Below are 22,671 nucleotides of genomic sequence, written 5' to 3'. Positions count from 1 at the left end.
TGGCGTTTGGAGCCGAACTCAGGTGTTCCTACAACTTTGGCGCCGACTGGTCCGGCGACCATTGCCAGAAGGTCAGGCCGTAGTCGCCGCCCAGAGAGGGCATCACTTCGCCTTGTTTGAAGAAGCGGCGGGAATTGGCTTGCGCCGGTGTAAACCACCAGCCGGCTTCGGGGCAGGATTGGCCGGCGGCAACGTTCGGACGGCGGATTGCGCCTCCGGCATCCCCTTGCGGACCGAAACCAGTACCGCCGCCGCTATCGGCAACGCGCTCGACCAGGGTCCAGGTGCAGTCTTGGCGGATGGTCGGGTTCTTGAAATAGCCAGAAGGGGTAAGCTCCTCGGGCGTGGGCTGGACATAGGCGCGCCAAGCTTCGTAGCCTTTGATCAGAAATTGGGCGGCACTATTGGGGGCATTGGGGAGGTAAACGCCGCTTTGTGGAACCTTGTCGTCGGTTTTGACGGTGATGGCATGGTTCAGGCGGTAGATGGGCCAGCTTTCGGGGGCATCAAGCGGGCCACGGGCAGAATTATAGTCATAGGATAAATCCCCGATGTGCCAATTCCCTTGCTGGGTGTAGAAGATATTGGAGGCGAGCCTTCGGGCAATCCGTTCGTTCGCATCGTATTCCGTCACAAAGGGTTCGGGCATCCATTCGTTATCGTAGTCGCGCTGGATTGCTGCAAAAGAAGCAGTGACATTGCCAGACAACGCGAGACCTTCAAAGTCTTCGTGACTAAGCCGGATGTATCCGTTGAAGACGCCCTGTAGAGAAAATTGTATGTTTGGAATCACCCGCTCCCCCCAGACGGCATCCGGCTGTTTCCATAGCGGTTGATTTCGATAATCCGGCGGCAGGTGTTTCATGAACTCTGCCAAGGCATTCTCGGCAGCCTTGACGCAGGCCTCGAAGGCGTCGCGCATCCGCCCGAAGTAATCGAGCGAGCTGTAGCGTTCGAGAAGATAGATTTCTTGCGGGATCAGCGGGGTCGGTTTCAACATAAATTCTTATCTCCAGTTCCGTTCCAGGATGGGCACTCCGACGAGGTTAACCTCAATATCTCCGTCGTCGTAGCCCCAGCCGGTGAATTCGCGTTTGCTGGCATGTTCGGGATTGAGCAGTTTTGGATTGACGGCGATCTGCTCGTGGCCGCCTTCAAGCCAGAAGTAGTTGCCGCTTTTGTCGGCAGGAACAGGAATTCCCTTGTCTTCAAGACGCTGTGATGCAGCCTTGCCTCGCCAGACCGGCATACCCTTGCCGGGCGGCACGGTATAGGTGAGGTATTCGCCATTGCTGTTCCAATGCTTCCAGACAGCGAAGTGGTCGCGCCACTCCGGTTTGGCGTGCAGGGCATCAAACTCCGCCTGGCTCATCCAGTAAATGGCATTGTCGTTGGATTTTGCGTCGAGTACCCGATAGAGCACCGTGCCGGGCGGTAAAATGTCGGGGGTGATGGTGCCGTGGAAGGTGTTGTAAACCTCGGTTAGCGGTTTAGGAGCATCTTCGCCAATATCGAAATGAGTCGGAGGCACTGGAGGGGCTTTACGTTCCGCATCATATATCCCCGCCTTCCCGACTTTCACCCATTCCGGCTTCGCCTTCCGCAGCTCAGCAATCTCCTCATCCAATTGCATCCGCGTCGTCCCATGCGGATTTGGCACGTTGGTACTAGCACTGTGATTCACACGGTGTTCGACATCGAGCCGCTGGGCCAGTCGATTGAGGTAATTCTGAATGGGCGCCAGGGCATCGGCCAGCGCCTTGTTGGCTTGCTCGCGAACTTTCTTGACCATTTGTAGCAATTGGCCGGCCTGGGTTTGCATGGGCGTCGTTCCCCATTTCTTGACGAGGTCAAGCAACTTGTTCAGGGCGCCGATGGCGGTGTCGAAGGCGGCGGTCAGCTTGCCCAGGGATAGTCCCCGGGTGAGCTTGCGCAATTGGTCTGCCAGGTATTTGTAGGGGTTGTCAATCTTCAGGGCCTTGAGTGTCTTGCGCACCTCTGGGTGGGCCAGGAAGTCGTTCAGCTTGCCGATGCCTTTTTCCACAAACGGTTTGCTGGCTTTCCACATGTCCGCGTCCAACGCTGTTTTACCGGCCTGGAACATGGCTTTTCTTCCATAGGCGAACATCACCTTGAAGCAACCCTTGACGAGACTGCCCAAGGTTGGAAAGAGACCGATCAACGTTAACGCCAAGGCCACCCAAGCCCAGCGATTGCTGCTGTCCTGATTAATCTTCCTGCAATTGGCGACGACATCCCGCACATCGCAGATTTGGTCGACCAGCGGAATCATGGAAATGACCGTTCCCGTCACAGCCTGGGCGGTCGTCTGATCATCCGAGAAATCGCCCTGGATGACGATCCATATCCATTCGGCAGCGGCCGTAAAATCCTGCTTGGCGCTGGACATCCAGCGCTCCGGTGCGGCCTTGAACCAGGCCAGACCATTTTCGAGTTCTTCCCACATGGAATTATCCGAGCTTTTGCTGCGCCGCGTTGATCAATTGTTCCAACGTCTCCCAAGGAGCGTCTTTCCCGGGTTCGCGCGGCTCGTATTCGACATACTTGGCGGCGGCTGGAACATTCTCATGGCGGGCAAAGCCATTGCCATCCAGTTTTCCGCTGACGATTTGGCCGCCCTCGAAGTGAATCTTGTAACCTTGCCCGGAGAAGGCTTCGCCATCAACATCGGTGTGCATTACCTCGATCCAGTTGGGCGCCTTATCGACCGTTCCATCAGGTAAAGCTTCCATCTCCGCTGGACTTGAACCTGGCCCGACAAACGCATTCCCGCTCCCCTTGACCGAGAACGTCCCCGGACAGGCGAAGGTGATGTTGCTGCCTTCCAGCGTCACCGAAGATTGCCCGGCCTTGAGCACGATTTTCTGCTTGGCCAGGATGTGGATCTCGTCGCTGCTGCTGGTGACGGTCAGGGCCTGATCGGCCAGGATTTCCATTTCGTCGGTATGGGCCTGAATCGACTGGCTGCCGGCGGCGGCGATGCTCTTGATGCCGCCTGAGTGGCTGAACCAGCTGGCGCCTTCACCGACGGTGGCCGAGATGGTATGGGCGCTGGCGATGTGAAAATCGTGCTGCACAGTGGCGTGCAGATGTTCGCCGGCGAAGAGCAGGGTACTGGCCGGGCTGGCCAGTCCGATGTCGCTCGGCGCCTCGGCGAGGATGATCGAATCGGCAAAGCGTTCGGTCGGATCGCCCGGCTCGCGGCTGCCGGGATTCGCCTTGCGTGCCGGCTGGCCGCCGACGTCGCCGGAGAATTTGCCATCCTGCTGCGGATCGACGCCCTTGATGAAGGCCGTCTGTTCGGCATTCGCCTTCAGGGGCAGGGCCGTCTGGGCACTTGCCGCATCGGACAGCGCTTTCGCTGTTTCCGCCGCCGCCTTGAGTTGGGCGACCGCTTCGCCGGCATCCATCTGGGTACTCTGCCCGTTGGTCCGGGCAGTCGCCGAGAGCAGCAGGCCTTCCCCGGCCCGCACGGCCAGCCAGCCATCGGTGCGCAACTCGAAACCCGAACCGCGCCAGGCGCCCCGGGTGGCGCTGCCCGGCGTTTGGTGGATCAGGTGGCCGAGGCCGAGCTGCGCGGCGTTCTCGCTGGTCGCCAGACGGGTGCGGACCTGAGCGGGCGCATCGTCGACCACCCACTGGTTGTAGCCTTCCTTGAAATTGTGGCTCATCCAGCCCGACAGCACGCCGGGGTGATTGGCGGATCCCTCGTGGCCGGCGGCGAAGGGCGGCTGGTCTGCCCCGTTATAGGCCTGACCGATGAGCAGCGGGCGATCGATGTCGCCGTCCAGAAAGTCGATGAGGACTTCGTTGCCGATGCGCGGCAAAAAATGACTGCCCCAGTTCGGCCCGGACAACCACTCGGCGACGCGGACCCAGGTTCCGGACTGATCGTTGCCCGGGGCGTGGCCGGATTGTTCCGCCGCATCGAGCCCGCCCGGATTGGGCGAGGCGCCGCGTTGCCAATGAAACTGGATCTTGACCCGGTGATCGCGTTCGGTGGTCAGCACGTTATCGGGCAGCCCCACGACGAGCGCGGTTTGCGGGCGGGCCAGCGGTTTGGCGATGGGCAGCGGGACAACCGGCTGGCGGGCGGGTTGGGCGAGCAGGTGATTGCGGTAAGTGCCCCTTTCGACATCGGTGCTGCCCAGCAACTCGGCGGCCTGTGCCCCGAGGTTGTTGGCGCCGTGATGGTCGACGGCGAGGACAGTGAAGCGGGCGTCGTCGCCGCGGTAAGCGTCGTGCTGGCTGAGCGTGAAAACAGTGCCCTCGGCAAGTTGGCGGACGCTGCCGTCGCCGGCAAAGCGCCGGTAGCGCGCTTCGTAGGCGGCAAGGGCGAGATCGGTGCGAAATTGGGCGGCAGCGCTGTCCTCGAAGCGATAGGGGCGGGAAGCATCGTGAATTTCGAGGCGGGGGAGTTCGCCATTGTCGAGGCTGGTATTTGCTTCCGCGCCGGTGGCGATCAGGGCTTTGTAGTCCCAGCCGGCCAGCGACACGGTATTGGGCAGCACGGTGCGGACTTCCCGCCAGCTTTGCAGGGTGTCGCTGCCTTCGGTGGCGTGGCTGCGGTGAAAGCGGATTTCAGGCTGGGCGCAAGCCGGCAGTTCGCTCGTACTGTCGACCAGCACCAGACGATGTCGGGCATGACGGGCATCGTCGCCGGCGGTTGCGGCTTGGTCGTGTTCGAAGCGGAAGGAAAGCCCTTCTTCGGCAAGCAGGCGGCGGGTGAAGTCGAGGTCGGTTTCGTTGTATTGGATCAGCAGGCTGTACTGCCGCAACTTCTGGGTGATCAGGTTCGACCAGTTGGCCTGGGGGTAGTCGGCGAAGACCCCGCCGAGAACGTCGACCACGGTTTGCTCCTGAAAGAGGTAATTGTCCCGGCGGTGGCCGAGAAAGGCGAGCCAGGGCTCCATGACCAGTCGATAGCGGGCAAGTCCGCCATCGGCCCCGAGTTGCATGGCCTGGGTGACGTAGCCATGCCATGAACGCCGGCTACCGTCCGCCTGCAGGAGGCGCAGGGTGACTTCCTCGCCGATCAGCGCATTGAGATCGAGATGGGCGTTGGTGGAGACGCAGTCGATCTCGAAACGGAAAGACTCCGAGACTGCCTCCCGTCCGGAAAAACGTTCGACGATCAGGGCGGCATCGGGCAAGGCGATCTTCAGTTCAAGCAGCCGGGCGTGCTGGGAGAGGAGACCGTCGAGGAGGGCGTTAATCATGACTTGGGTCAGGGCAGGGTGATGGTCAGTGTCGGGGCGCGCGGCGCCAACTGGATGATGTTTTTAAAGGGCGACAGGGTTTGCTGGACGCTGCGTGCGGCATGCCAGTCAAGGCCGATATACGCCGTCAGCCCGAACAGGGCGAGCACGGAGGCGATGACCCAGAACGGAATATCGCGCTTGAGCGCATTGGATACGCTGTCCGGCGCAGCCCAGTGCGGGGCGAAGGCCGCGGCCTTGCCCTTGATGTGGGCGATCTGCTCGCCCAGTTGGGAGGTCAGGTACTTCAACTTTTCCGGACCTTCCAGCAAGTAGCGTCCCTTGAAGCCGGTCAGCAGGCACATGTGGAAGACTTCCAGGGCCTGGATCCGGGGGGCGCCCCCATTGCGTGCGACTTCAAGCTTGTCAAAAAAATGTTCGCCGGCCAGTTGATCGCCGAACAGCAGAAGTTGCAGCGGCCGACGTTCCCAGACGTCGCGGATATTCATTTTTGAAGTCAGGACGGCTTCGTCGACGGTGGCACAGAAGGCGTATTTGGCGTCAAAGATGTCTTCCGCACTGAAATGGTTTTTCTTGGCAGTTCGTTCGAACTGGTCGAGAAATTTCTGGATATTGCCGGAGAATTCTTCGGGGTCCTTGGGGGCGCTCCTGTTGTGCAACAGGATCAGCATATAGAAGCCGTCATACAGCAGATCGACGAGGTTCTTGGCCGGGCGTTCGGCGGCTGATTCGTCCGGCTGAGTACCGGGAGCAATGGAAAACAGGCTGGGTGCGTTGGTCATGGCGTAACGGCGATCATTTCAATTTTGAGATCCCGGTAGCTTTCCGGGGCATAGATCATGACGGACTGTGCTTTGAGCATCCGCTCGTAGAGCGGGCCGTGGGCATCCAGCGCGAAGTAGCAGGCGCCGGGGCGAACCGGAATCGCCGCTGGAACCTGGGCGGCATGGGTCAGGCGGACACCGGACATGGCCGAAAGAACGAGTTTTTCGACGTCGTCCGGAGCCCCGATCTTGATGCGTAATGGAATCGACTCAATGATTTCGGATTGCGGGTGGGTTGCCGTGATCGACAGGTAAAAGGCGGTCTCGGCATTGATCTTTTCGGAATCCAGCCGGCCGGCATGGAAAGCCGGCTTGGGCTGGGTCAGCGCAATGGCGAAATAGCGGGTCGAGATCACGGTATCGAGCAGTTCCCGCAAAATCAGGTCCAGGCGCGCGAAGCAGGGGCCGGGTTGGTCGTGATCGTAGGCCGGCAGGTCATTGAGCGAACAGGCCTTGGAGAAGGTCATCAGGCCGCCGGCCAGGCGCAACAACTCCTGAAATAGCCGTTCGGGCGAAGTGTCCGGATTGCGGAACAGATGGGTCAGCGTGGCGCAGGCGCTGCTCGCGGTATGCAGCAGCCAGAACGAGGCGATATCCCCGGAACGGAACTCGATGATGTTCTTCGAGGGCTCGCGGTGAAACCCATACAGGGCATCCACCTTGGCGAGCAGAGCATCGATCTGCCGGCGCAACAGCATGTAGAGTCCGGGCGCGCTGCGCAAACTGAGCGACGGCGGAAGGAAAGCGGAATCGACTTCGAAACCGTTGCTGGCAGTCCGCCGGATGCGGACGAGCGGAAGCGTCAAAAACTGGTCCCGGGGTTCATTGGCCGACTTCAGGTGGGCGATCTTGCTCAGTGTGGCAATGTCGGCCTCGGCCGCATCGGTATACAGATCGTGGGTTTCATGAGGCACGATGAGATAGCGGGCCTGTCCGGAGCCGGCAGTGTTTTCGGTGCTGTTGCCGCCGTGCGGGCTGACGTGGTGCAACGCGAGAAAAAACTCGGTCGCCCCTTCTTCAGCCACTGCCGTGTCGAGAGCCAGCGGCGGCGGCAATTGATCGACATCCGGCGCGGTGAAGAAATCGCCGTTGGAAAAAATGGCATCGATCCGGTTAAAGCGCAAAACGCCGCTTTTCAGGGAGTCGATATCGAGGTCGAGGTCGCGCACCCCCCAGGCAAATGGATTTGCCGCGAGTAAGGTGCGTCGATTCATCGCCTCGGCATGAGCATCCTGTTGCTGAAAGTGTTGGGGACGAAGGAAAAGCCCTTCGCCCCAGAGAATCTTTGCGTTGTTCATGGTGTCGGTATGGCTACTGGTTGCATTGGACCCCGATCAAGGAGTGGACCGAGTCAGGGCTGATATCGCTCGCCAGGCTGCCCTTGCTGGCGGTCAGGGCGCAGGCGTGGGCGCCGACGATGATGCCGGTATCGAAGGAGTTCTTGGCATCGAACGCCAGCTTCCAGCGATAGGAGAACGGCGCCCGGAACATGCCGACGATGCCGATGGTGGTGGCCTCTCCGGGAATCTTCAACTGGAGGTCGTAGGACTTGCCGGGGATGACGGTGATTTCGCGAACCGAAATCAGGGAATCGCCGAGCGCCTCCCTTTCACTCTCGGTAGTGGATATCTCGGGGTAGGTCAGCATCTTCAGTCGCTCCGGGGAGCGCAGGATGTAAATCTTCATCACCAATGACAGCGATTTTCCATTGCTGGTCGTGTTGAGTTCTTCGCCGGCGAAGACCCGGAGCGACAGATCCGTCAGCTTCTTGCTCGGATCGCCAGAGTCTTTCTTGATGACGCCGGTGGCCTCCAGAACCATGCCAATCGCCGCCCCGGCGAGTTGAACTCCGGATGTGGTACTGCATCCCGAAACCAGTGCGGCCAGCAGGCCAAGGATTGCAACGAACAAGCAATTGAAACGAGGCTTCCTTGGAATGCTCATGAACAGTGGGTGGTGCCCGAATGATGTGTTGTAAAAAAATGCAATTCAGATATATGCAATTGTATTGCTATGGCCGGGGTCGTAATGTACTATGCCGCCTTCATTGAAGCAAACCATATGGCATTAATTTATCTATCGCCAATCTATATGGAATACCCAAGGAGTGCTTATGTTTGTCGCTAGACGGAGTTCTTGGCTGCTTGTCGCGGTGCTTGTCGCAGCGTTGTCAGGTTGCGCGACCGAGAAGGTGGCGATGACCCAAAGCGAGTTCCTGGACGCAATGGGGAAATCCAGCTTGAAGATCGATTCCTTGCTCGACAAGGGTAATCAGGAAGAAGCCGTGCGAATTCTTGGCGATTTGGCAAAGCGGAATCCGGATCGCAAAGAACCTTGGGTGCGCATGGCGAAAGTTCATTTTGATGCCGAAAACTATTCCCAGGCGATCGTTTCGGCCGAGGAAGCCTTGCAGCGCGACAACACCGACCGGGAGGCGAAAAGCATTCGCGCCGTCGCTGGATTGCGGGTTGCGTCGCAATCGCTGAGCGAGCTGCGAAACGATGTCGAATTGAAAGGCAATGCCCGTTCCGATGCCGCCGGCTTGGCCAAAGTCATGCGCGAGACGCTGGGAGAAGATGTTCTGGTTCCGCCCGCCGAACTCGAAGCGAGAAAGAAAAAGGAAGCAGCTCTCGCCAAGCGGGAGGCTGCTGCGGCAGCAGCCCGCGCCAGGGCTAGAGCCGAGTCGAAAAGGGGCGATGAAGCAGGCCAGGCGAGCGCTCCCTCAGCGGCGTCGTCGGGCAGCAATCCGTTCAGCATGTTGAGGTAATTGGCTAGATCGATATTGGGCTTCGGTTCGTGCTTGGTTATTGATCGCGCTATGCCGTGTGATTGAATTTGATAATTGTTCGGGAGAGTTTTGTGGCGAAAAAGGAAAGTGTGCAAAAGCGGTTGCAAAAGGTTCGTCCGCCGCGCGTCCAGTTGACTTATGACGTCGAGATCGGTGATGCCATCGAAGTCAAAGAGTTGCCGTTTGTGGTTGGCGTGTTGGGTGATTTTGCAGCGCAATCCAGGGAGCCGCAGGGCAAGGTTCGCGATCGCAAGTTCGTCAACGTCGATATGGATAACTTCGACGACGTCATGGAAGGCATGGCGCCACGCACCGTCTACCGCGTGAAGAACCGCCTCTCCGCGGAAGGTGGGGAAATGGGGATCGATATCGAGTTCAAGAAGTTCGAGGACTTTCGACCGGAATCCGTCGTCCAGCAGGTTGAACCCTTGCGAAAGCTTCAGGAAGCACGCGCCAAACTGGCCGATCTGCGCAACAAGCTGGCCGGCAACGAGAAGCTGGAAGACTTGCTGAATGACGTGCTGAACAACACCGAGCAGTTGCACAACCTGGGCGGTGAAAAGCACGAAGGAGATAAACAATGAACCTTCAGGAAGCAGTCGTTGGCGGCTTTGCCGAAGCAAATGAGCGCAGCATTCTCGACCAGATCATCGAAGAAAGCCGGGTAGCGCAGTCGGATCAGGAAAAGAGCCGGGCGCGCGACATCATCAGCGAACTGGTCAGTCAGGTTCTGGAAGGAGAGGTCATTGTTTCCGAGAACCTTGCGGCTTCGCTCGATGCCCGGGTGGCGGAACTGGATCGGCTAATTTCCGAACAGTTGAGCGAGGTCATGCATGCGCCCGAATTTCAGGCGCTGGAAGGCGCCTGGACCGGTCTGCACTACCTGTGCAAGCAAACCTCAACCAGCCAGCAACTGAAAATCAAGCTCTTCAATGCCGGCAAGCGCGAGCTGGTCCGGGACTTCAAGACCGCCATCGATTTCGATCAGAGTGCACTGTTCAAGAAAGTCTATGAAGAAGAGTTCGGTACTTTCGGTGGCGCGCCATTCGGTACGCTGATCGGACAGTTCGAACTGTCCCGCCAGCCCGAGGATATGTACTTCATCGAGCAGATGTCCCATATCGCGGCGGCCTCCCATGCCCCCTTCATCGCGGCGGCTGCCCCCCAACTGTTCGGCTTGGACTCCTACACCGAACTCGGCAAGCCGAGGGATTTGGCCAAGGTGTTCGATACCGTCGAATACGCCAAGTGGAAGTCTTTCCGCGAATCCGAGGATTCCCGTTATGTCGGCCTGGCCTTGCCGCGTTTTCTGGGGCGCTTGCCCTACAACCCGATCGACGGCGAAGTCACCGAGGGTTTCAATTTCGTTGAAGAAGTCGATGGCACGAATCACGACAAGTATCTCTGGTGCAGTGCCGCCTTCGCCTTTGCCGCCCGACTGACCACCGCTTTCGAAAACTACGGCTGGTGCGCGGCGATCCGCGGCGTGGAAGGCGGCGGCCTGGTCGAGGATTTGCCGACCCACACCTTCCGCACCGACGATGGTGAGGTGGCACTCAAGTGTCCGACGGAAATCTCGATCACCGACCGCCGGGAAAAGGAGTTGAGCGACCTCGGCTTCATTCCGCTGGTGCATTGCAAGAACACCGACTATGCCGCCTTCTTCGGTGCCCAGTCGGCTCAGAAACCGAAGAAATACGATACCGACTCGGCCAACGCCAATGCTTCGTTGTCGGCGCAGTTGCAATACATGTTCGCGGTTTCCCGGATCGCGCACTACATGAAGGCCATGATGCGCGACAAGATCGGCAGCTTTGCATCCGCGGCCAATGTTCAAAACTACCTGCAGCGCTGGGTCGACCAATACGTGACGGCGGACGATTCGGCATCGCAGGAAACCAAGGCGCAGTTCCCCTTGCGGGAAGCGTCAGTCGAAGTCAGCGAAGTGCCCGGTCGGCCCGGTGTTTATCGGGCTGTGTCGTTCATCCGGCCGCACTTCCAGCTTGACGAACTCTCGGTGTCCTTGCGTCTGGTCGCCGAGTTGCCGCAATCCAGCAAGAGCTGATGTTTCCTAACCATCAAGGAGAAAGCACGAAATGAAAGATATTTACGTTGAATTCAAGGGCAGCGATATCAAGGGAGATTCACGCGATGCCAAGCATAAGGACACCGTCGAAGTCTCGACCTGGAGCCACACCATGCGCCAGCCGAAGTCGGCAACGGCATCGGCAGCCGGCGGTCATACTGCCGAGCGTGTCGAACATGGCGAAATGATCTTTACCAAGGATATCGACGGTTCCAGCCCGAAGCTATACCAGGCTTGCTCTTCCGGCCTGGTGGTCAACGACGTGATCATCTATTTCTATCGTGCTTTCGGCGGCAAGAACACCACCGGCAATCCGTCCGGCACCCAGAATCGCCATCAGTACCTGAAGATCGAACTGAAGAACGTCATCATCGCCTCGGTTTCTCCGTCGGTCGATGACGAAGGTATCCCGAAGGAAGCCTTCTCCCTGAAGTATTCCGCCGTGAAGTGGACCTACGACGAACTGAATATCGACGGATCCAAGTCCGGCAAAGTGAATATCCAGGGCGCCTGGAACCTCGCCAACAACACACCGAACCTGACCTGATCGCCATTCTTCCGAAAGACACGGCGGAAACTCGTTTCCGCCTTTTTTATGATCAAAGGCTTCGAGCCATCCCTCTTCGACAAGCTCTTCGACGACCTGCCAGTCAGGGCTGCACGTTGGCGTCTGTCGCTGGAACAACTGAAGGATTCGGTCGCCCGTGACCTTGAAGCCTTGCTGAATACCCGGGTTCTGCTCGATGCGGATTGCGACAAGACGTTTCCTCTCGCCGCCCGCTCGGTCGCCGGTTTTGGCCTCTCGGATTTCGCCGGGCTCAGTCTGTCCAGCGTCAACGACCGCCGGCGTATCTGCGCCGGCATCGCAACGGCGATTGCCGCGCACGAGCCGCGCCTGCGCGATGTGCGCGTCGAACTGGAACTACAGCGCAAGACGGTGAATGCCCTGTATTTTTCGATCAATGCCGTGCTCTTCGTCCGGCCGGCGCAGGAGCCGGTGGCTTTCGACGCCTTGTTGCAGCCGACCAGCCTGCAATACTCGGTGAGCCGGCACCGGCCGCGCGCGGGGGGCTAAGTGGAAGACCTGCTGCCCTATTACGAGCGGGAGTTGGCCTTCCTGCGCCAGCATTCCCGCGAGTTCGCCGAGCGCTACCCAAAACTGGCCGCCCAGTTGCTGCTCTCGGGCGAAGGCTGCGACGATCCGCACGTCGAACGGATGATCCAGTCCTTCGCGCTGCTCACCGCGCGCGTCTCGAAAAAGCTGGAAGACAGTTACCCGCAGTTCACCGAAGCCCTGCTCAACGTTCTTTACCCGCATTACCTGCGGCCTTTTCCCAGTTGCTCGATCGCCTATTTTGACCACGGCGGCGGTGATCTCTCCGCGGTGGCAAGCATCCGGCGCGGCACCGAACTTCAGTCGCGACCGGTCAAGGGCGCTGTCTGCAAATTCCGTACGGCTTGGGAGGTCCAGCTGGTGCCGGTCGCCATCGGCGAACTGGATTTCGACCCGGTGGCGACGGCACCCAGCGAGGTGCGCCTGCCGGTTGGCTGCAACGCCATCCTTTCCTTTTCCCTCGTCATGCGGGGCGGCAAGGTCGAAACCGGCTTGCGCAAGCTGGACAAACTACGCTTCTATATCGATGCCGAGCCATCGGTCGCCTCGGCCTTGCGCGATGCACTCTTCCTGCGCCAGCAAAAAATCTATGCGGAGGGTGCGGACCAGCGCTGGCGCCCGGCACGGGAGGGACTGATTGGCGAAGTCGGCTTTGCCAGCGATGAGGCGCTAATCGAGATGCCGGACACGGCGCACGGTGCCTACCGCTACCTGACCGAATATTTTTGTTTTCCGGAAAAATTCAATTTCTTCGATCTCGACATCGCGGCGCTACCGTCCGCGCTGCTCGACGAAGGAAAGATCACGCTGCATATCACCCTCGGCGACCTGCGTGCCGACAGCGATGCCTCACGCCTGATGCAGACGCTGACCGCGCAGAACCTCCGTTTCGGCTGTGTGCCGGTGGTCAACCTGTTCGCCCAGCGCGGCGACCCGATCCGCGTCAGCAACCGCCAGTCGTCCTATCCGGTGGTCGCCGACGGCCGCCGCGCCTATGCCTACGAGGTCTATGCCATCGATGCGGTCCGCCGGGTACGCCAGACGCCGCAGGGCGAGGCGATTACCGAATTTCGTCCATTTTTCTCGCTGCGTCACGGCGAGACGCCGGACCGCAACGGCTATTACTGGTATGCCCAGCGCGACGAGATGGTAGCGGAAAGCAGCCCGGGCTACGAAACCTCGCTCTCCATCGTCGATGCCGATTTCGATCCGGTGCAGCCGAAGACTGACGTGCTCAGCCTGCAATTGACCTGTACCAATCGCGAACTGCCGACCTTGATGTCGGTCGGCCTGCCATCCGGCGACCTGTTTCTCGAAGGCGGTTCCAGCGTGCGTGCCATCAAGCTGCTGCGCAAACCGACCTCGCCCTGCCGCTTCGATCATCGGCGGGACGGCCAGTGGCGGATCATTTCGCACCTCTCGCTGAACCAGCTGTCGCTGACCGGCAACGGGCTGGGCGCTTTCCGGGAAATGCTGGCCCTCTACGACCTGCCGCAGACGGCGGCCAGCCGGCGGCAGATCGAGGGCGTGCTCGGTATCGACCAGCAGGACAAGACGGTCTGGATGCCCGGCAAGCCCTTTGCCTGCTTCGTGCGCGGGCAGGAAGTCTGCCTGACGATCGATGAGTCGAGCTTTGTCGGCAGCGGTCTCGATATATTCGCCCGCTGCATCGACCGCTTTCTCGGCCTCTATGTCAGCCTGAACAGCTTCATCCAGCTGGTGGTGGTTTCAAAACGAACCGGAGAGGAACTGATCCGATGCGCACCCCGCAACGGCGAGTCGATCCTGGTGTAGTCGAACACACCCTGCAGGAACCGGAACGCTATGAGTTTTTCCAGCTCGTCCGCCTTTACGAGATGGTGTTTCGCAAAACGGCGGGCACTGGCGGGGGCAATGCGGTCAGCGAGCGCATCCGTTTTCGCAATTCGCTGCGCCTCGGTTTTGCCCCCAGCCAGGTCGATGCCATGGTGGCCGGCTATCGGCGCGATGCCGAGGGGCTGGAGACGGGCGAACTCGAGCAGGTCGAGATCACCCCGAGCTTCATGGGCATGCTCGGCGTCAACGGCACGCTGCCAATCCACTACACCGAGCAGGTCATCCACCTCGAGCGCTTCAAGCGCGATGCCTCGGGCCGGGCTTTTCTGGACTTGTTCACCAATCGGGCGGTGGGTCATTTCTACCGGGCCTGGAAGAAGTACAAGCTCCCCATCCAGTATGAGACCGACCGTCGCAACCGTTTTCTGCCGCTCATCCTGGCGTTGGCCGGACTCGGCTTCGATGCGTTGCGCGAACGGATGGGCGAGGCGCCGGGGGCAATCGACGACGAATCGATTGCCTTCTTTGCCGGACTCTTGCGTCAGCGGCCGGTCTCCGCCGAAACCCTGGAGCGCGCGCTGGGCGGCTACTTCCGTGAGCAAGTGGTGGTCGAGCAATTTGTCGGCCGCTGGTATGTGGTGCCGGTCGACCAACGGTCGACGCTGGGTGGCAAGAACGCCGTGCTGGGCAGCAACCTTTTGGCTGGCGAGCGCATCTGGCAACGCAATCTGCGCATCCGTATCCACATCGGCCCGCTAGCCCACGAGCGCTATTTGGCCTTTCTGCCCAAAGGCGAAGTGGCGGCCGCCCTAGAGAAAATCCTGACGCTGGCCACGGGCGGCCAGTTCGAATACGAAATCCGGCCCATCCTGCGCGCCGCCGACGTCAAGCCCTTGAGGCTTGGCCAAGGGCTGGGCGGTCGTCTCGGCTACGACAGCTTCGTGCTGACCCGGCCGGAAACCCGTGATCGCAGCGATACCCGTTATCTCACCCATTCCATTCAATAAAGAACAAAAGCCAATGAGCACTTCTCTCAAGACTCTGATCAGCAAACTGAACAGCACCTGTCGCCAGGCCGCCGAGCGCGCCGCCAGCCTGTGCATGGGGCGCGGCAATTATGAAGTCGATCTCGAACACCTGTTGCTGGCGCTGATGGAGCAGCCCGGCTGCGACCTGATGAGCATCCTGCGCCACAGCAGTGTCAGCCCGACCGGGGTCGAGCGGGAGTTGAACCAGGAAATCGACCGCTTCAAGAATGGCAATTCCCGGACCCCCGTCTTCTCGACGCATATTCCCAAACTGTTCGAGCAGGCCTGGCTGATCGCCTCGCTCGACGCCCGACTGCCGCGCATCCGTTCCGGCCACCTGCTGCTCGCTCTGCTCACCGAGCCGGAACTGTCGCAACTAGCTTTCCGTGGCTCCAAGCTGCTCGCCAAGGTCAAGCTCGACGAACTCAAACACAATTTCGACAAGATCACTGAAGGCTCGGCCGAAGCCGCCGAAATCGCCGGTCTGGGCAACCCGGCCGGCAGCACGGAAGAGGGGGCGACCCGCTGCAGGCGGCAACGCCGCAAGCTGGCAAGACGCCGGCGCTCGACCAGTTCACCACCAACCTGACGCAGCGCGCCCGCGACGGCAAGGTGGACCCGGTGATCGGCCGCGACGGCGAAATCCGCCAGGTCATCGACATCCTGATGCGGCGCCGCCAGAACAACCCGATCCTGACCGGCGAGGCTGGTGTCGGCAAGACGGCCGTGGTTGAGGGATTGGCCCTGCGCATCGCGGCCGATGACGTGCCGCCGCCGCTGCTCGGCGTCGATCTGCACACCCTCGACATGGGCCTGTTGCAAGCCGGGGCCAGCGTCAAGGGCGAGTTCGAGAACCGCCTGAAGAACGTCATCGACGAGGTCAAGAAAAGTCCGAAGCCGATCATCCTTTTCATCGACGAGGCCCACACCATGATCGGCGCCGGCGGGCAGTCCGGCCAGAACGATGCCGCCAACCTGCTGAAACCGGCGCTCGCCCGCGGCGAGCTGCGCACGGTCGCCGCCACCACCTGGGCCGAATACAAGAAGTACTTCGAGAAGGATGCCGCGCTGGCCCGCCGCTTCCAGGTCGTGAAAGTCGAGGAACCCAGCGAACCGCTGGCCGCCGCCATGCTGCGCGGCATGGTGCCCTTGATGGAAAAGCACTTCGGCATCCGCGTCATGGATGAAGCGGTGACCGAAGCGGTTCGTCTCTCGCACCGCTACATCAGCGGTCGGCAACTGCCGGACAAGGCGATCGGTGTGCTCGACACGGCCTGCGCCAAGGTGGCGCTCGGGCAAAGCGCGACCCCGGCATTGATCGACGAGGCCGCCAAGCGCCTTGTTCGCGAACGGGCCGAACTTGCCGCACTGGAGCGCGAAGCCGCCAGCGGCGCCTGGCACGACACGCGGATCGGCGAACTCAAGGCGCAGATCGCCGCCGTCGAATCCGATCTCGCCATTTATCGGGCGCGCTTTGCTGAAGAAAAGACACTGGTCGCCCGTATTCTCGAACTGCGCGACCAGTTGGAAAACAATGAGGGTGCGGTCGAGGATGCGGCCCCCGCAGCCAAGCCGAAAGGGCGCCGGAAGTTGGCCGTCGCCGGCAACGGGGACAGCGAGCTGGACAAGGCACTGGCTCAACTGCGCGAACTGCAGGGCGAAAATCCGATGGTGCCGTTGCAGGTGGATGGCCATGTCGTCGCCGAAATCGTCGCCGCGTGGACCGGCATTCCGCTCGGCAAGATGGTCAAGGACGAGATCAAGACCGTCCTCAACCTGAAGCCGCTGCTCCAGGAACGGGTGATCGGCCAGGATCATGCACTCGAAGCGATCGCCCAGCGCGTGCGTACTGCCCGCGCCAATCTCGAAGACCCCAACAAGCCGAAGGGGGTCTTCCTGTTCGTCGGTCCCTCCGGCGTCGGCAAGACCGAAACGGCGCTGGCCCTGGCCGACATCCTCTATGGCGGCGAACGCAAGCTGGTCACCATCAACATGAGCGAATATCAGGAAGCGCACACCGTTTCCGGCCTCAAGGGTTCGCCGCCGGGCTACGTCGGCTACGGCGAGGGCGGGGTGCTGACTGAAGCCGTGCGGCGCAATCCCTACAGTGTCGTGCTGCTCGACGAGGTCGAAAAGGCCCATCCGGATGTGCTCGAACTCTTCTTCCAGGTCTTCGACAAGGGCGTGCTCGACGACGCCGAAGGCCGCGAGATCGATTTCCGCAACACCCTGATCATCCTGACCAGCAATGTCGGCTCGACCCAGATCATGCAGTCCTGCCTGAACAAGGCGGCGGCCGAACTGCCCGCCGCCGATGCCCTGGCCGATGCGCTGCGCCCGGTGCTGTTCAAGTCCTTCAAGCCGGCCTTCCTGGGGCGCATGAAAGTCGTGCCCTATTACCCGATTTCGGACGAGGTGCTGCTCAGCATCATCCAGCTCAAGCTCGGGCGCATCCGCGATCGCGTCGCCGCCAACCACAAGGCGGAGTTCGTCTGGGACGACAAACTGGTCGACGCCGTGCTCGGCCGCTGTACCGAGGTCGATTCCGGGGCGCGCAATGTCGATCATATCCTCGGCGGCACGCTGCTGCCGGAGATCGCCGAAGTCGTGCTGGGCCGCATGGCCGAAGGCGCGGCGGTCGAACGCATCAAGGTTGGCGCCGGCAAGAACGGCGACTTCAAGTACGCCATCAAGTAATTGGCAGCAATCTTTCCGGAGGGTCAAGCATGCTCAACCTGAACTACGTCACGCTCGCTGCCGCCTATCGACGCTACGCCGCCCTCGCGCCGGCCGCCTTGCTGGAAGCGCTGGGCTGGTCCGCGTACGGTGGCACGCCGGCCTATGCCCGCAACGGCGCCGTGTTGACCAGCCTGGGGCTGCTTTCGGCCGGTGTGCCGTTGAGCGGGCCGCTCAGGATCGAAGCCGGGCCGCTCGCCGGGCGCAAGGTGCAAAACGGCGCCAACCGTTTGGCCGATTGGCTCGGTGCGCACCATAAGGCCCCCGAAATCCTGTCCGTCGACGCTGGCTTGGGCGGAGTAGCCGAACAGCTCTTCGGCCGGCGTGGCATCGTTGCCTTCATTCAGGGAAGCGGGCCGGCCGGCGGTTCGATTGCCCTGCTCGACGGGCGCAACGCTGCCGCCGCCTGCATTGCCGCCCAGGGAAAGCATCCGCTGGAAGTTCACTTCTGGGAGGTCTACTAAAGTCATGGCGGCCACGGATAAGATCATTGAACTGCTTGCCGGCGGTGCTGGCTGGAACCAGAACGCCCGCCTGCTGACCCTGACCACGCCAGCCGGGCCGGATGTTTTGCTGGCCGAAACCGCCCGCATCGACGAAGCGCTCGGCCCGGTCACCGAACATGCCGGATTTCGCATCGAACTGACGGTCCTTGCCGCCAATGCGCATCAATCCCTAACCGCCTTGCTCGGCCAAGCGGCGCGTCTCGACCTGCAAACCAGTTTTTCCCGCACAGCGCTACGCCCCTTCCACGGCCATATCACAGAAGCCACCCGCCTCGGTGCCGATGGCGGCTTCGCCCGTTACCGGCTGATCATCGAACCCTGGCTCGCCTTCCTCGGCCACAACCGCGACCACTACCTCTTCCAGGACAAGAGCGTCATCGAAATCGTCGACGAGTTGCTGTCCGACTGGAAAGGTCATGCCCATCTGGCCCCGGCCTGGCGCTGGAATCTGGCCGACAGCACCGCATACCCCAAGCGCGGCATGACCGTGCAATACCAGGAAAGCGATCTCGATTTCCTCAAACGCCTGCTCGCCGAAGAAGGCCTCTTCTGCTGGTTCGAACACCAGACCGCCGAAGGCGAAACCCTGGGCAGCCACTGCCTCGTCATCGCCGACCACAACGGCGCCTTTGCCGACAACCAACAGGCCTGCATCCGCTATACCCAGGCCGGCGCCACGCTCAGCGAAGACAGCCTCGACCGCTGGCTTGGCCAACGGCGCATCGACACCGGCGAACTCAACGCCACCAGCTGGGACTACCGCAGCCGTTCCACCCGGCCGCAAAGCGCCGGCAGCAGCGAAAGTGACGCCGGCCTGCGCACCGTCGCCTGGTACGACCCCGGGCAATACGCCTGGCAGAACAGCGCCCACGGCGAACGCATGCTCACCAACCAGCGCCAGGCTATCGACGCCCGCCGCACGCAATACCGGGGCGAAGGCACCGTCCGTACCGGCGCGCCCGGCACCACGTTCAGCTTGGCCGAGCACCCGCAACACGACCGCCAGGCCGCCGAGCAGCGCCGCTTCCTGATCGCCGCCGTCACCCACCAGGCCCGTAACGCCCTGACAGAAGTCCCCTTGGGGGGCAATCTGACGGCCGGTGTTTCCAACAGCGCCGAAAGCCCGGCGGTCGAGCTCTATCGCAACCAGATTCAGGCCATCCCGGCTAGCATGCCCTGGCGGCCGCTGATGGCGGACGCCCACGGCCGGCGCCTTCACCCGCGGCCTAGCGCACGCGGCACCCTGACCGCCATCGTTCTCGGCGCCGGCACCCCGACCCATACCGATCGCGACCTGCGCGTCCGCGTCCAGTTCCCCTGGCAACGCGGTAGCCAGTCGGCCAGCCGCGGCCCGCATCCCGCCGGCAATGACAACGCCCCGGCCAACGACCGCCTCGGCGTCTGGTTGCGCGTCATGACCCCGGTCGCCGGCGCCAACTGGGGCGGCCACCTTACCCCGCGCCCCGGCCAGGAAGTCATCGTCGCTTTTCAGAACGGCAATATCGACCGCCCGGTCATCATCGGCACCGCCTACAACGGCCAGGGCCAGGCCGATGCCCAGGGCAACCAGATCGGCAGCGGTACGCAGCAGGCCAGCCCCAACGCCCCCGCCTTCTTTGCCGGCGAGGCGGGCGACCACGCCCACGGCGCCAGCCTCGCCGGCATCAAGACCCAGCAACTCGACAGCAGCCGCAGCGGGCAGGGCGGCTACAACCAGCTCGTCTTCGACGATACCCCCGGCGAATCGCGCATCGAACTCGCCACCACCGAACACCACAGCCAACTCCAACTCGGCCACCTCAAACAGCAAAGCGACAATGCCCGCCAAAAGGACCGCGGCCATGGCGCCGAACTCACCACCCGGGCCGCCACCGCGCTCCGCGCCGGCAGTGGCCTGCTGATCAGCGCCGACGCCAGGTCGGGCGCCAGCAGTCACCAGCTCGACAGCCGCGAACCGATCGCCCAGAGCGAAGCTGCGCACAGCCTGACGCAGAGCCTGGCCGAGGTCGCCGGTAAACAGAACGCCGCCCTCAAAGGCGATCCGGCCGCCAACCAGCTCCCGGTCGCCGAAGCCTACAAACACGCCATTGAGGTCATGAACACCACGGCCAGCCGTGGCGCCATCAGCCGCAGCGAAGGCGAAATCAAAACCACCCAGGGCGGTACCGGCAGCGTTCCCGCCTGGAACGAACCGCGCCTGCAGTTCGCCGCACCCGGCGGCATCGCCCAACTCACCCCAAAGAGCCACATTCTGGTTGCCGGCAAAAACCTCAGCATCGCCAGCGGCCAGGACACCAACCTGATCGCCCAGGGCAATCACAGCCTGGCGGTAAAAGACGGCCTGACCATTTTTACGGTGGGAAAAGCCAGCAACCAGAGCAAACCCAACAGCGAAACCGGCATCCATCTCCACGCCGCCAGCGGCAAGGTCAGTCTGCAAAGCCAGAGCGGCAAGACCACGGCGGCGGCCGACAAGAAAGTGACCCTCGCCAGCACCGACGCCAGCCTGAGCGCCAGTGCCAAGAAACACCTGCTGGCCACAGCCAAAGGGGCCTATTTGAAGCTCGAGGGCGGCAACATCAGTGTCCATGCGCCGGGGAGGGTCGAGTTCAAGGCCAGTCAGAAGAATTGGACGGGGCCGAAGAGTGTGAGCGTGAAGGCGCTTAGCTTCCCGCAAAGCAACCTTTCCATGCCAACGGCAACGCCGACGAAGGGCTTTGAACGGCAATACCTTCTCTCCGATGATGAAGGCTATGTACTGCCGCATCGCCCTTATCGGATATGGTTGAAGAGCGGTACGTTTGTCGAAGGCTACTCGGACATTGACGGTCTGACCCAGGTCATCGAGGCGGATGCGAGCGAAGTAACCCGCATCGAGATATTGAAACAGAACGGAGAGTACGCGTGAGCACCATTTACACCGTTCGCGCTGGCGATACTTTCAGTAGCATCGCACGCCATTTTCGCTGCTCTGTAGAAGGTGTCCAATCGGAAAACAAGGACGTTAACCCGAAGAAGCTGGTTGTTGGTTCCAGCCTCCGCATCCCGGACATCCGTGACCCCAACGGCGGCAAGCGCCCGGTAGATCAGGGAAAAGCTCCGGACAAAGTAAAGCAGGGCGATACGTCCGGTATTACCTCAAAATTCGGCGAATTCTGGAAAGAAGTCCAGGGCGAAGCCGGTGACGCGTATGTGCATGGCGTCGTCCTATGGCACAGTTTGGGAGACACGCTGAAGGGCTGGCTGCGCGAAATAGAATCGATTGAAGCGGCCCATCACACAGAAGAAAAGAAGACAGAAAAGCTTCCCGACGGAACCAAGCCTTCCCCAAAAAAGCTGAAGGGAGCGCGCAAACGGCAAGCCAGCGGAACTCAGCGCGCAAGCATCGCGACGAAGTGCTGCAAAAGCTGCGTGACCGTTTGTACTCTACGCCCCATGTCGTCCAGACCAGCGGCGTGCTGCTTTCCCGCAACGAGCGCAAGATGATCGTCGCTGCCGTTGGGCTTTGCGAAATTAACAGCGACGTATTTGGGGCGGGAAACCGCGATCAGGAATTCGTCGGCCGGAAGTTCAAAAAGAGAGGCATTGAAACTTCCTACTCGCGCATCGTGCATATCGGCCTTTCCTACGGCTACATCCAATACACCCAGGATGGCGGCGGGATAGGCAAGCTGCTGACGCGGATGCAAAGCAAAGTGACGGATCGGGAGTTCAAAGCCTACTTTCCCAACGTGGTCGCTCTAATCCAGCTCACCAATGATGGCCTCGAAGGCGAACAATACAATCGCTATGGCAAAAGCGGCCAGCAGTATTGGAACAAGCTCAAGAAGACGGACAAGGAAAAACTGAAAGAGCGTGCCAATACCGATACCGACAAGGACGAAAAGCCGGACAACCCCTTGAAGGCGGACGAGGAGATACGCGGCGCGCGCGTCCAGAAAATTCCCTACGTGGAAGGGTATCCGCCTATCGATCTGTGGGAGGACTACGCAGAAAAGCCTAAAGATGGGAAGATTAATTACCCTGGCTGGGCATCGGCCTTCAAGGCAGCGGGAGAACTGCCAGTATTTCAGGATACTCAACTGGAAATGGCCGTGGAGGATTACTTCAATCCCGTGCTGTCGCATTGCCAGTTGTGGAACATCCGCAGCGCCACGGGCTTGGCCATGGTGCTGGCTGGAGCCGTGCGCGGAGGCCCTTCGCCGACCCGACCGTTGGTCACCTTGTTAAGTCGCGTTGGCAAAGAGAAGCTCGGTCTTACCAGCCGCTTTGAAAAACCAGAGCAAGAGCTTGAAGCCCTCAAGGCAATCGCCAATGCGCCCAGCGTAGAAAAAAATGGCAAGGTGAATAAAGAGCTTTGCCATGTTGGTGCGATAGAGTTTCCGGCAGACGAGAAGCGCCGGGTGAATGTCTTGCTCAAGGACGAATTCGATTTCCTGACTGAGGATTTATATGACCCCAACACTTACGATAAAGCGCACGACAAGTAGCTCATTTGTACTGTTAGCGCTGCAGTTGCGTCGATGCCGTTTTC

General features: G+C 60.9%; 19 protein-coding genes. 13 read left to right on the top strand and 6 right to left on the bottom strand.

What is annotated here, in order from left to right:
* Positions 1–28: 28 nt before the first annotated feature.
* Genes NQE15_RS16000 through tssJ form a run of 6 tightly spaced genes read right to left on the bottom strand, consistent with a single transcriptional unit; the run spans position 29 to position 8,008 of the window.
* Entirely contained in the window at positions 29–1,000 is a 972-nt protein-coding gene (locus NQE15_RS16000; protein WP_265942652.1) for a hypothetical protein, read from the bottom strand.
* 6 nt (positions 1,001–1,006) lie between these two features.
* Positions 1,007–2,467 (bottom strand): hypothetical protein, encoded by a 1,461-nt coding sequence (locus NQE15_RS15995; RefSeq protein WP_265942651.1) that lies wholly within the window; start codon positions 2,465–2,467, stop codon positions 1,007–1,009.
* A gap of 4 nt (positions 2,468–2,471) precedes the next feature.
* Entirely contained in the window at positions 2,472–5,240 is a 2,769-nt protein-coding gene (locus NQE15_RS15990) for a type VI secretion system Vgr family protein (protein WP_265942650.1), read from the bottom strand.
* 8 nt (positions 5,241–5,248) lie between these two features.
* Positions 5,249–6,022, bottom strand: a complete 774-nt coding sequence (gene icmH, locus NQE15_RS15985; RefSeq protein ID WP_265942649.1) for a type IVB secretion system protein IcmH/DotU — start codon at positions 6,020–6,022, stop codon at positions 5,249–5,251.
* The gene (gene tssK, locus NQE15_RS15980; protein ID WP_265942648.1) at positions 6,019–7,362 is read right to left on the bottom strand and encodes a type VI secretion system baseplate subunit TssK; all 1,344 of its coding nucleotides are present in this window, start codon (positions 7,360–7,362) and stop codon (positions 6,019–6,021) included. The genes icmH and tssK overlap by 4 nt, the downstream gene beginning before the upstream one ends.
* A gap of 13 nt (positions 7,363–7,375) precedes the next feature.
* Positions 7,376–8,008, bottom strand: a complete 633-nt coding sequence (tssJ, locus tag NQE15_RS15975) for a type VI secretion system lipoprotein TssJ (RefSeq protein ID WP_265942647.1) — start codon at positions 8,006–8,008, stop codon at positions 7,376–7,378.
* A 253-nt stretch (positions 8,009–8,261) separates the two neighbouring features.
* On the opposite strand from tssJ, the gene NQE15_RS15970 reads away from it, so the two are divergent.
* From NQE15_RS15970 to NQE15_RS15910, 13 genes are all read left to right on the top strand, one after another.
* A complete protein-coding gene (locus tag NQE15_RS15970) occupies positions 8,262–8,831 on the top strand; it encodes a tetratricopeptide repeat protein (protein ID WP_265942646.1) in 570 nt (189 codons plus the stop codon).
* 92 nt (positions 8,832–8,923) lie between these two features.
* The gene (gene tssB, locus NQE15_RS15965) at positions 8,924–9,436 is read left to right on the top strand and encodes a type VI secretion system contractile sheath small subunit (RefSeq protein WP_265942645.1); all 513 of its coding nucleotides are present in this window, start codon (positions 8,924–8,926) and stop codon (positions 9,434–9,436) included.
* Positions 9,433–10,917, top strand: coding sequence for a type VI secretion system contractile sheath large subunit (gene tssC, locus NQE15_RS15960; RefSeq protein ID WP_265942644.1), 1,485 nt, complete (start codon positions 9,433–9,435; stop codon positions 10,915–10,917). Before tssB ends, tssC begins: the two co-directional genes overlap by 4 nt.
* A 31-nt stretch (positions 10,918–10,948) precedes the next feature.
* Positions 10,949–11,485, top strand: a complete 537-nt coding sequence (locus tag NQE15_RS15955; RefSeq protein WP_265942643.1) for an Hcp family type VI secretion system effector — start codon at positions 10,949–10,951, stop codon at positions 11,483–11,485.
* Between the two features lie 48 nt (positions 11,486–11,533).
* Positions 11,534–12,013, top strand: coding sequence for a type VI secretion system baseplate subunit TssE (gene tssE, locus NQE15_RS15950; protein WP_265942642.1), 480 nt, complete (start codon positions 11,534–11,536; stop codon positions 12,011–12,013).
* Positions 12,014–13,846: a type VI secretion system baseplate subunit TssF gene (gene tssF / locus NQE15_RS15945; RefSeq protein WP_265942641.1), complete on the top strand. Its 1,833-nt coding sequence runs from the start codon at positions 12,014–12,016 to the stop codon at positions 13,844–13,846.
* A complete protein-coding gene (tssG, locus tag NQE15_RS15940) occupies positions 13,810–14,874 on the top strand; it encodes a type VI secretion system baseplate subunit TssG (protein ID WP_265942640.1) in 1,065 nt (354 codons plus the stop codon). Before tssF ends, tssG begins: the two co-directional genes overlap by 37 nt.
* 13 nt (positions 14,875–14,887) lie before the next feature.
* Positions 14,888–15,484: a Clp protease N-terminal domain-containing protein gene (locus NQE15_RS15935; protein ID WP_265942639.1), complete on the top strand. Its 597-nt coding sequence runs from the start codon at positions 14,888–14,890 to the stop codon at positions 15,482–15,484.
* Positions 15,421–17,592 carry a type VI secretion system ATPase TssH gene (tssH, locus tag NQE15_RS15930; RefSeq protein WP_323054995.1) on the top strand — a complete coding sequence of 724 codons (2,172 nt, stop codon included), beginning with the start codon at positions 15,421–15,423 and terminating at the stop codon, positions 17,590–17,592. Before NQE15_RS15935 ends, tssH begins: the two co-directional genes overlap by 64 nt.
* 29 nt (positions 17,593–17,621) lie before the next feature.
* Positions 17,622–18,095, top strand: a complete 474-nt coding sequence (locus NQE15_RS15925; RefSeq protein ID WP_265942638.1) for a hypothetical protein — start codon at positions 17,622–17,624, stop codon at positions 18,093–18,095.
* A gap of 4 nt (positions 18,096–18,099) precedes the next feature.
* Positions 18,100–21,045 carry a type VI secretion system Vgr family protein gene (locus NQE15_RS15920; RefSeq protein ID WP_265942637.1) on the top strand — a complete coding sequence of 982 codons (2,946 nt, stop codon included), beginning with the start codon at positions 18,100–18,102 and terminating at the stop codon, positions 21,043–21,045.
* Positions 21,042–21,623, top strand: coding sequence for a LysM peptidoglycan-binding domain-containing protein (locus NQE15_RS15915; protein ID WP_265942636.1), 582 nt, complete (start codon positions 21,042–21,044; stop codon positions 21,621–21,623). The genes NQE15_RS15920 and NQE15_RS15915 overlap by 4 nt, the downstream gene beginning before the upstream one ends.
* A complete protein-coding gene (locus tag NQE15_RS15910) occupies positions 21,533–22,627 on the top strand; it encodes a hypothetical protein (protein ID WP_265942635.1) in 1,095 nt (364 codons plus the stop codon). The genes NQE15_RS15915 and NQE15_RS15910 overlap by 91 nt, the downstream gene beginning before the upstream one ends.
* Positions 22,628–22,671: the final 44 nt, after the last annotated feature.

This window comes from Dechloromonas sp. A34, from assembly GCF_026261605.1.
Classification (GTDB): domain Bacteria; phylum Pseudomonadota; class Gammaproteobacteria; order Burkholderiales; family Rhodocyclaceae; genus Azonexus.
The sequence above is the reverse complement of the archived record's forward strand: the minus strand, read 5'-3'. Positions and strand labels throughout refer to the sequence as shown.

What these genes read in the sequence shown, in the direction of transcription:
- NQE15_RS15935 (WP_265942639.1), top strand. Translation starts at nt 14,888, where the DNA reads ATGAGCACTTCTCTCAAGACTCTGATCAGCAAACTGAACAGCACCTGT.
- tssJ (WP_265942647.1), bottom strand. Translation starts at nt 8,008, where the DNA reads ATGAGCATTCCAAGGAAGCCTCGTTTCAATTGCTTGTTCGTTGCAATC.
- tssC (WP_265942644.1), top strand. Translation starts at nt 9,433, where the DNA reads ATGAACCTTCAGGAAGCAGTCGTTGGCGGCTTTGCCGAAGCAAATGAG.
- NQE15_RS15990 (WP_265942650.1), bottom strand. Translation starts at nt 5,240, where the DNA reads ATGATTAACGCCCTCCTCGACGGTCTCCTCTCCCAGCACGCCCGGCTG.
- tssK (WP_265942648.1), bottom strand. Translation starts at nt 7,362, where the DNA reads ATGAACAACGCAAAGATTCTCTGGGGCGAAGGGCTTTTCCTTCGTCCC.
- icmH (WP_265942649.1), bottom strand. Translation starts at nt 6,022, where the DNA reads ATGACCAACGCACCCAGCCTGTTTTCCATTGCTCCCGGTACTCAGCCG.
- tssE (WP_265942642.1), top strand. Translation starts at nt 11,534, where the DNA reads ATGATCAAAGGCTTCGAGCCATCCCTCTTCGACAAGCTCTTCGACGAC.
- NQE15_RS15970 (WP_265942646.1), top strand. Translation starts at nt 8,262, where the DNA reads ATGACCCAAAGCGAGTTCCTGGACGCAATGGGGAAATCCAGCTTGAAG.
- NQE15_RS16000 (WP_265942652.1), bottom strand. Translation starts at nt 1,000, where the DNA reads ATGTTGAAACCGACCCCGCTGATCCCGCAAGAAATCTATCTTCTCGAA.
- tssG (WP_265942640.1), top strand. Translation starts at nt 13,810, where the DNA reads ATGCGCACCCCGCAACGGCGAGTCGATCCTGGTGTAGTCGAACACACC.
- NQE15_RS15995 (WP_265942651.1), bottom strand. Translation starts at nt 2,467, where the DNA reads ATGTGGGAAGAACTCGAAAATGGTCTGGCCTGGTTCAAGGCCGCACCG.
- NQE15_RS15925 (WP_265942638.1), top strand. Translation starts at nt 17,622, where the DNA reads ATGCTCAACCTGAACTACGTCACGCTCGCTGCCGCCTATCGACGCTAC.
- NQE15_RS15955 (WP_265942643.1), top strand. Translation starts at nt 10,949, where the DNA reads ATGAAAGATATTTACGTTGAATTCAAGGGCAGCGATATCAAGGGAGAT.
- NQE15_RS15920 (WP_265942637.1), top strand. Translation starts at nt 18,100, where the DNA reads ATGGCGGCCACGGATAAGATCATTGAACTGCTTGCCGGCGGTGCTGGC.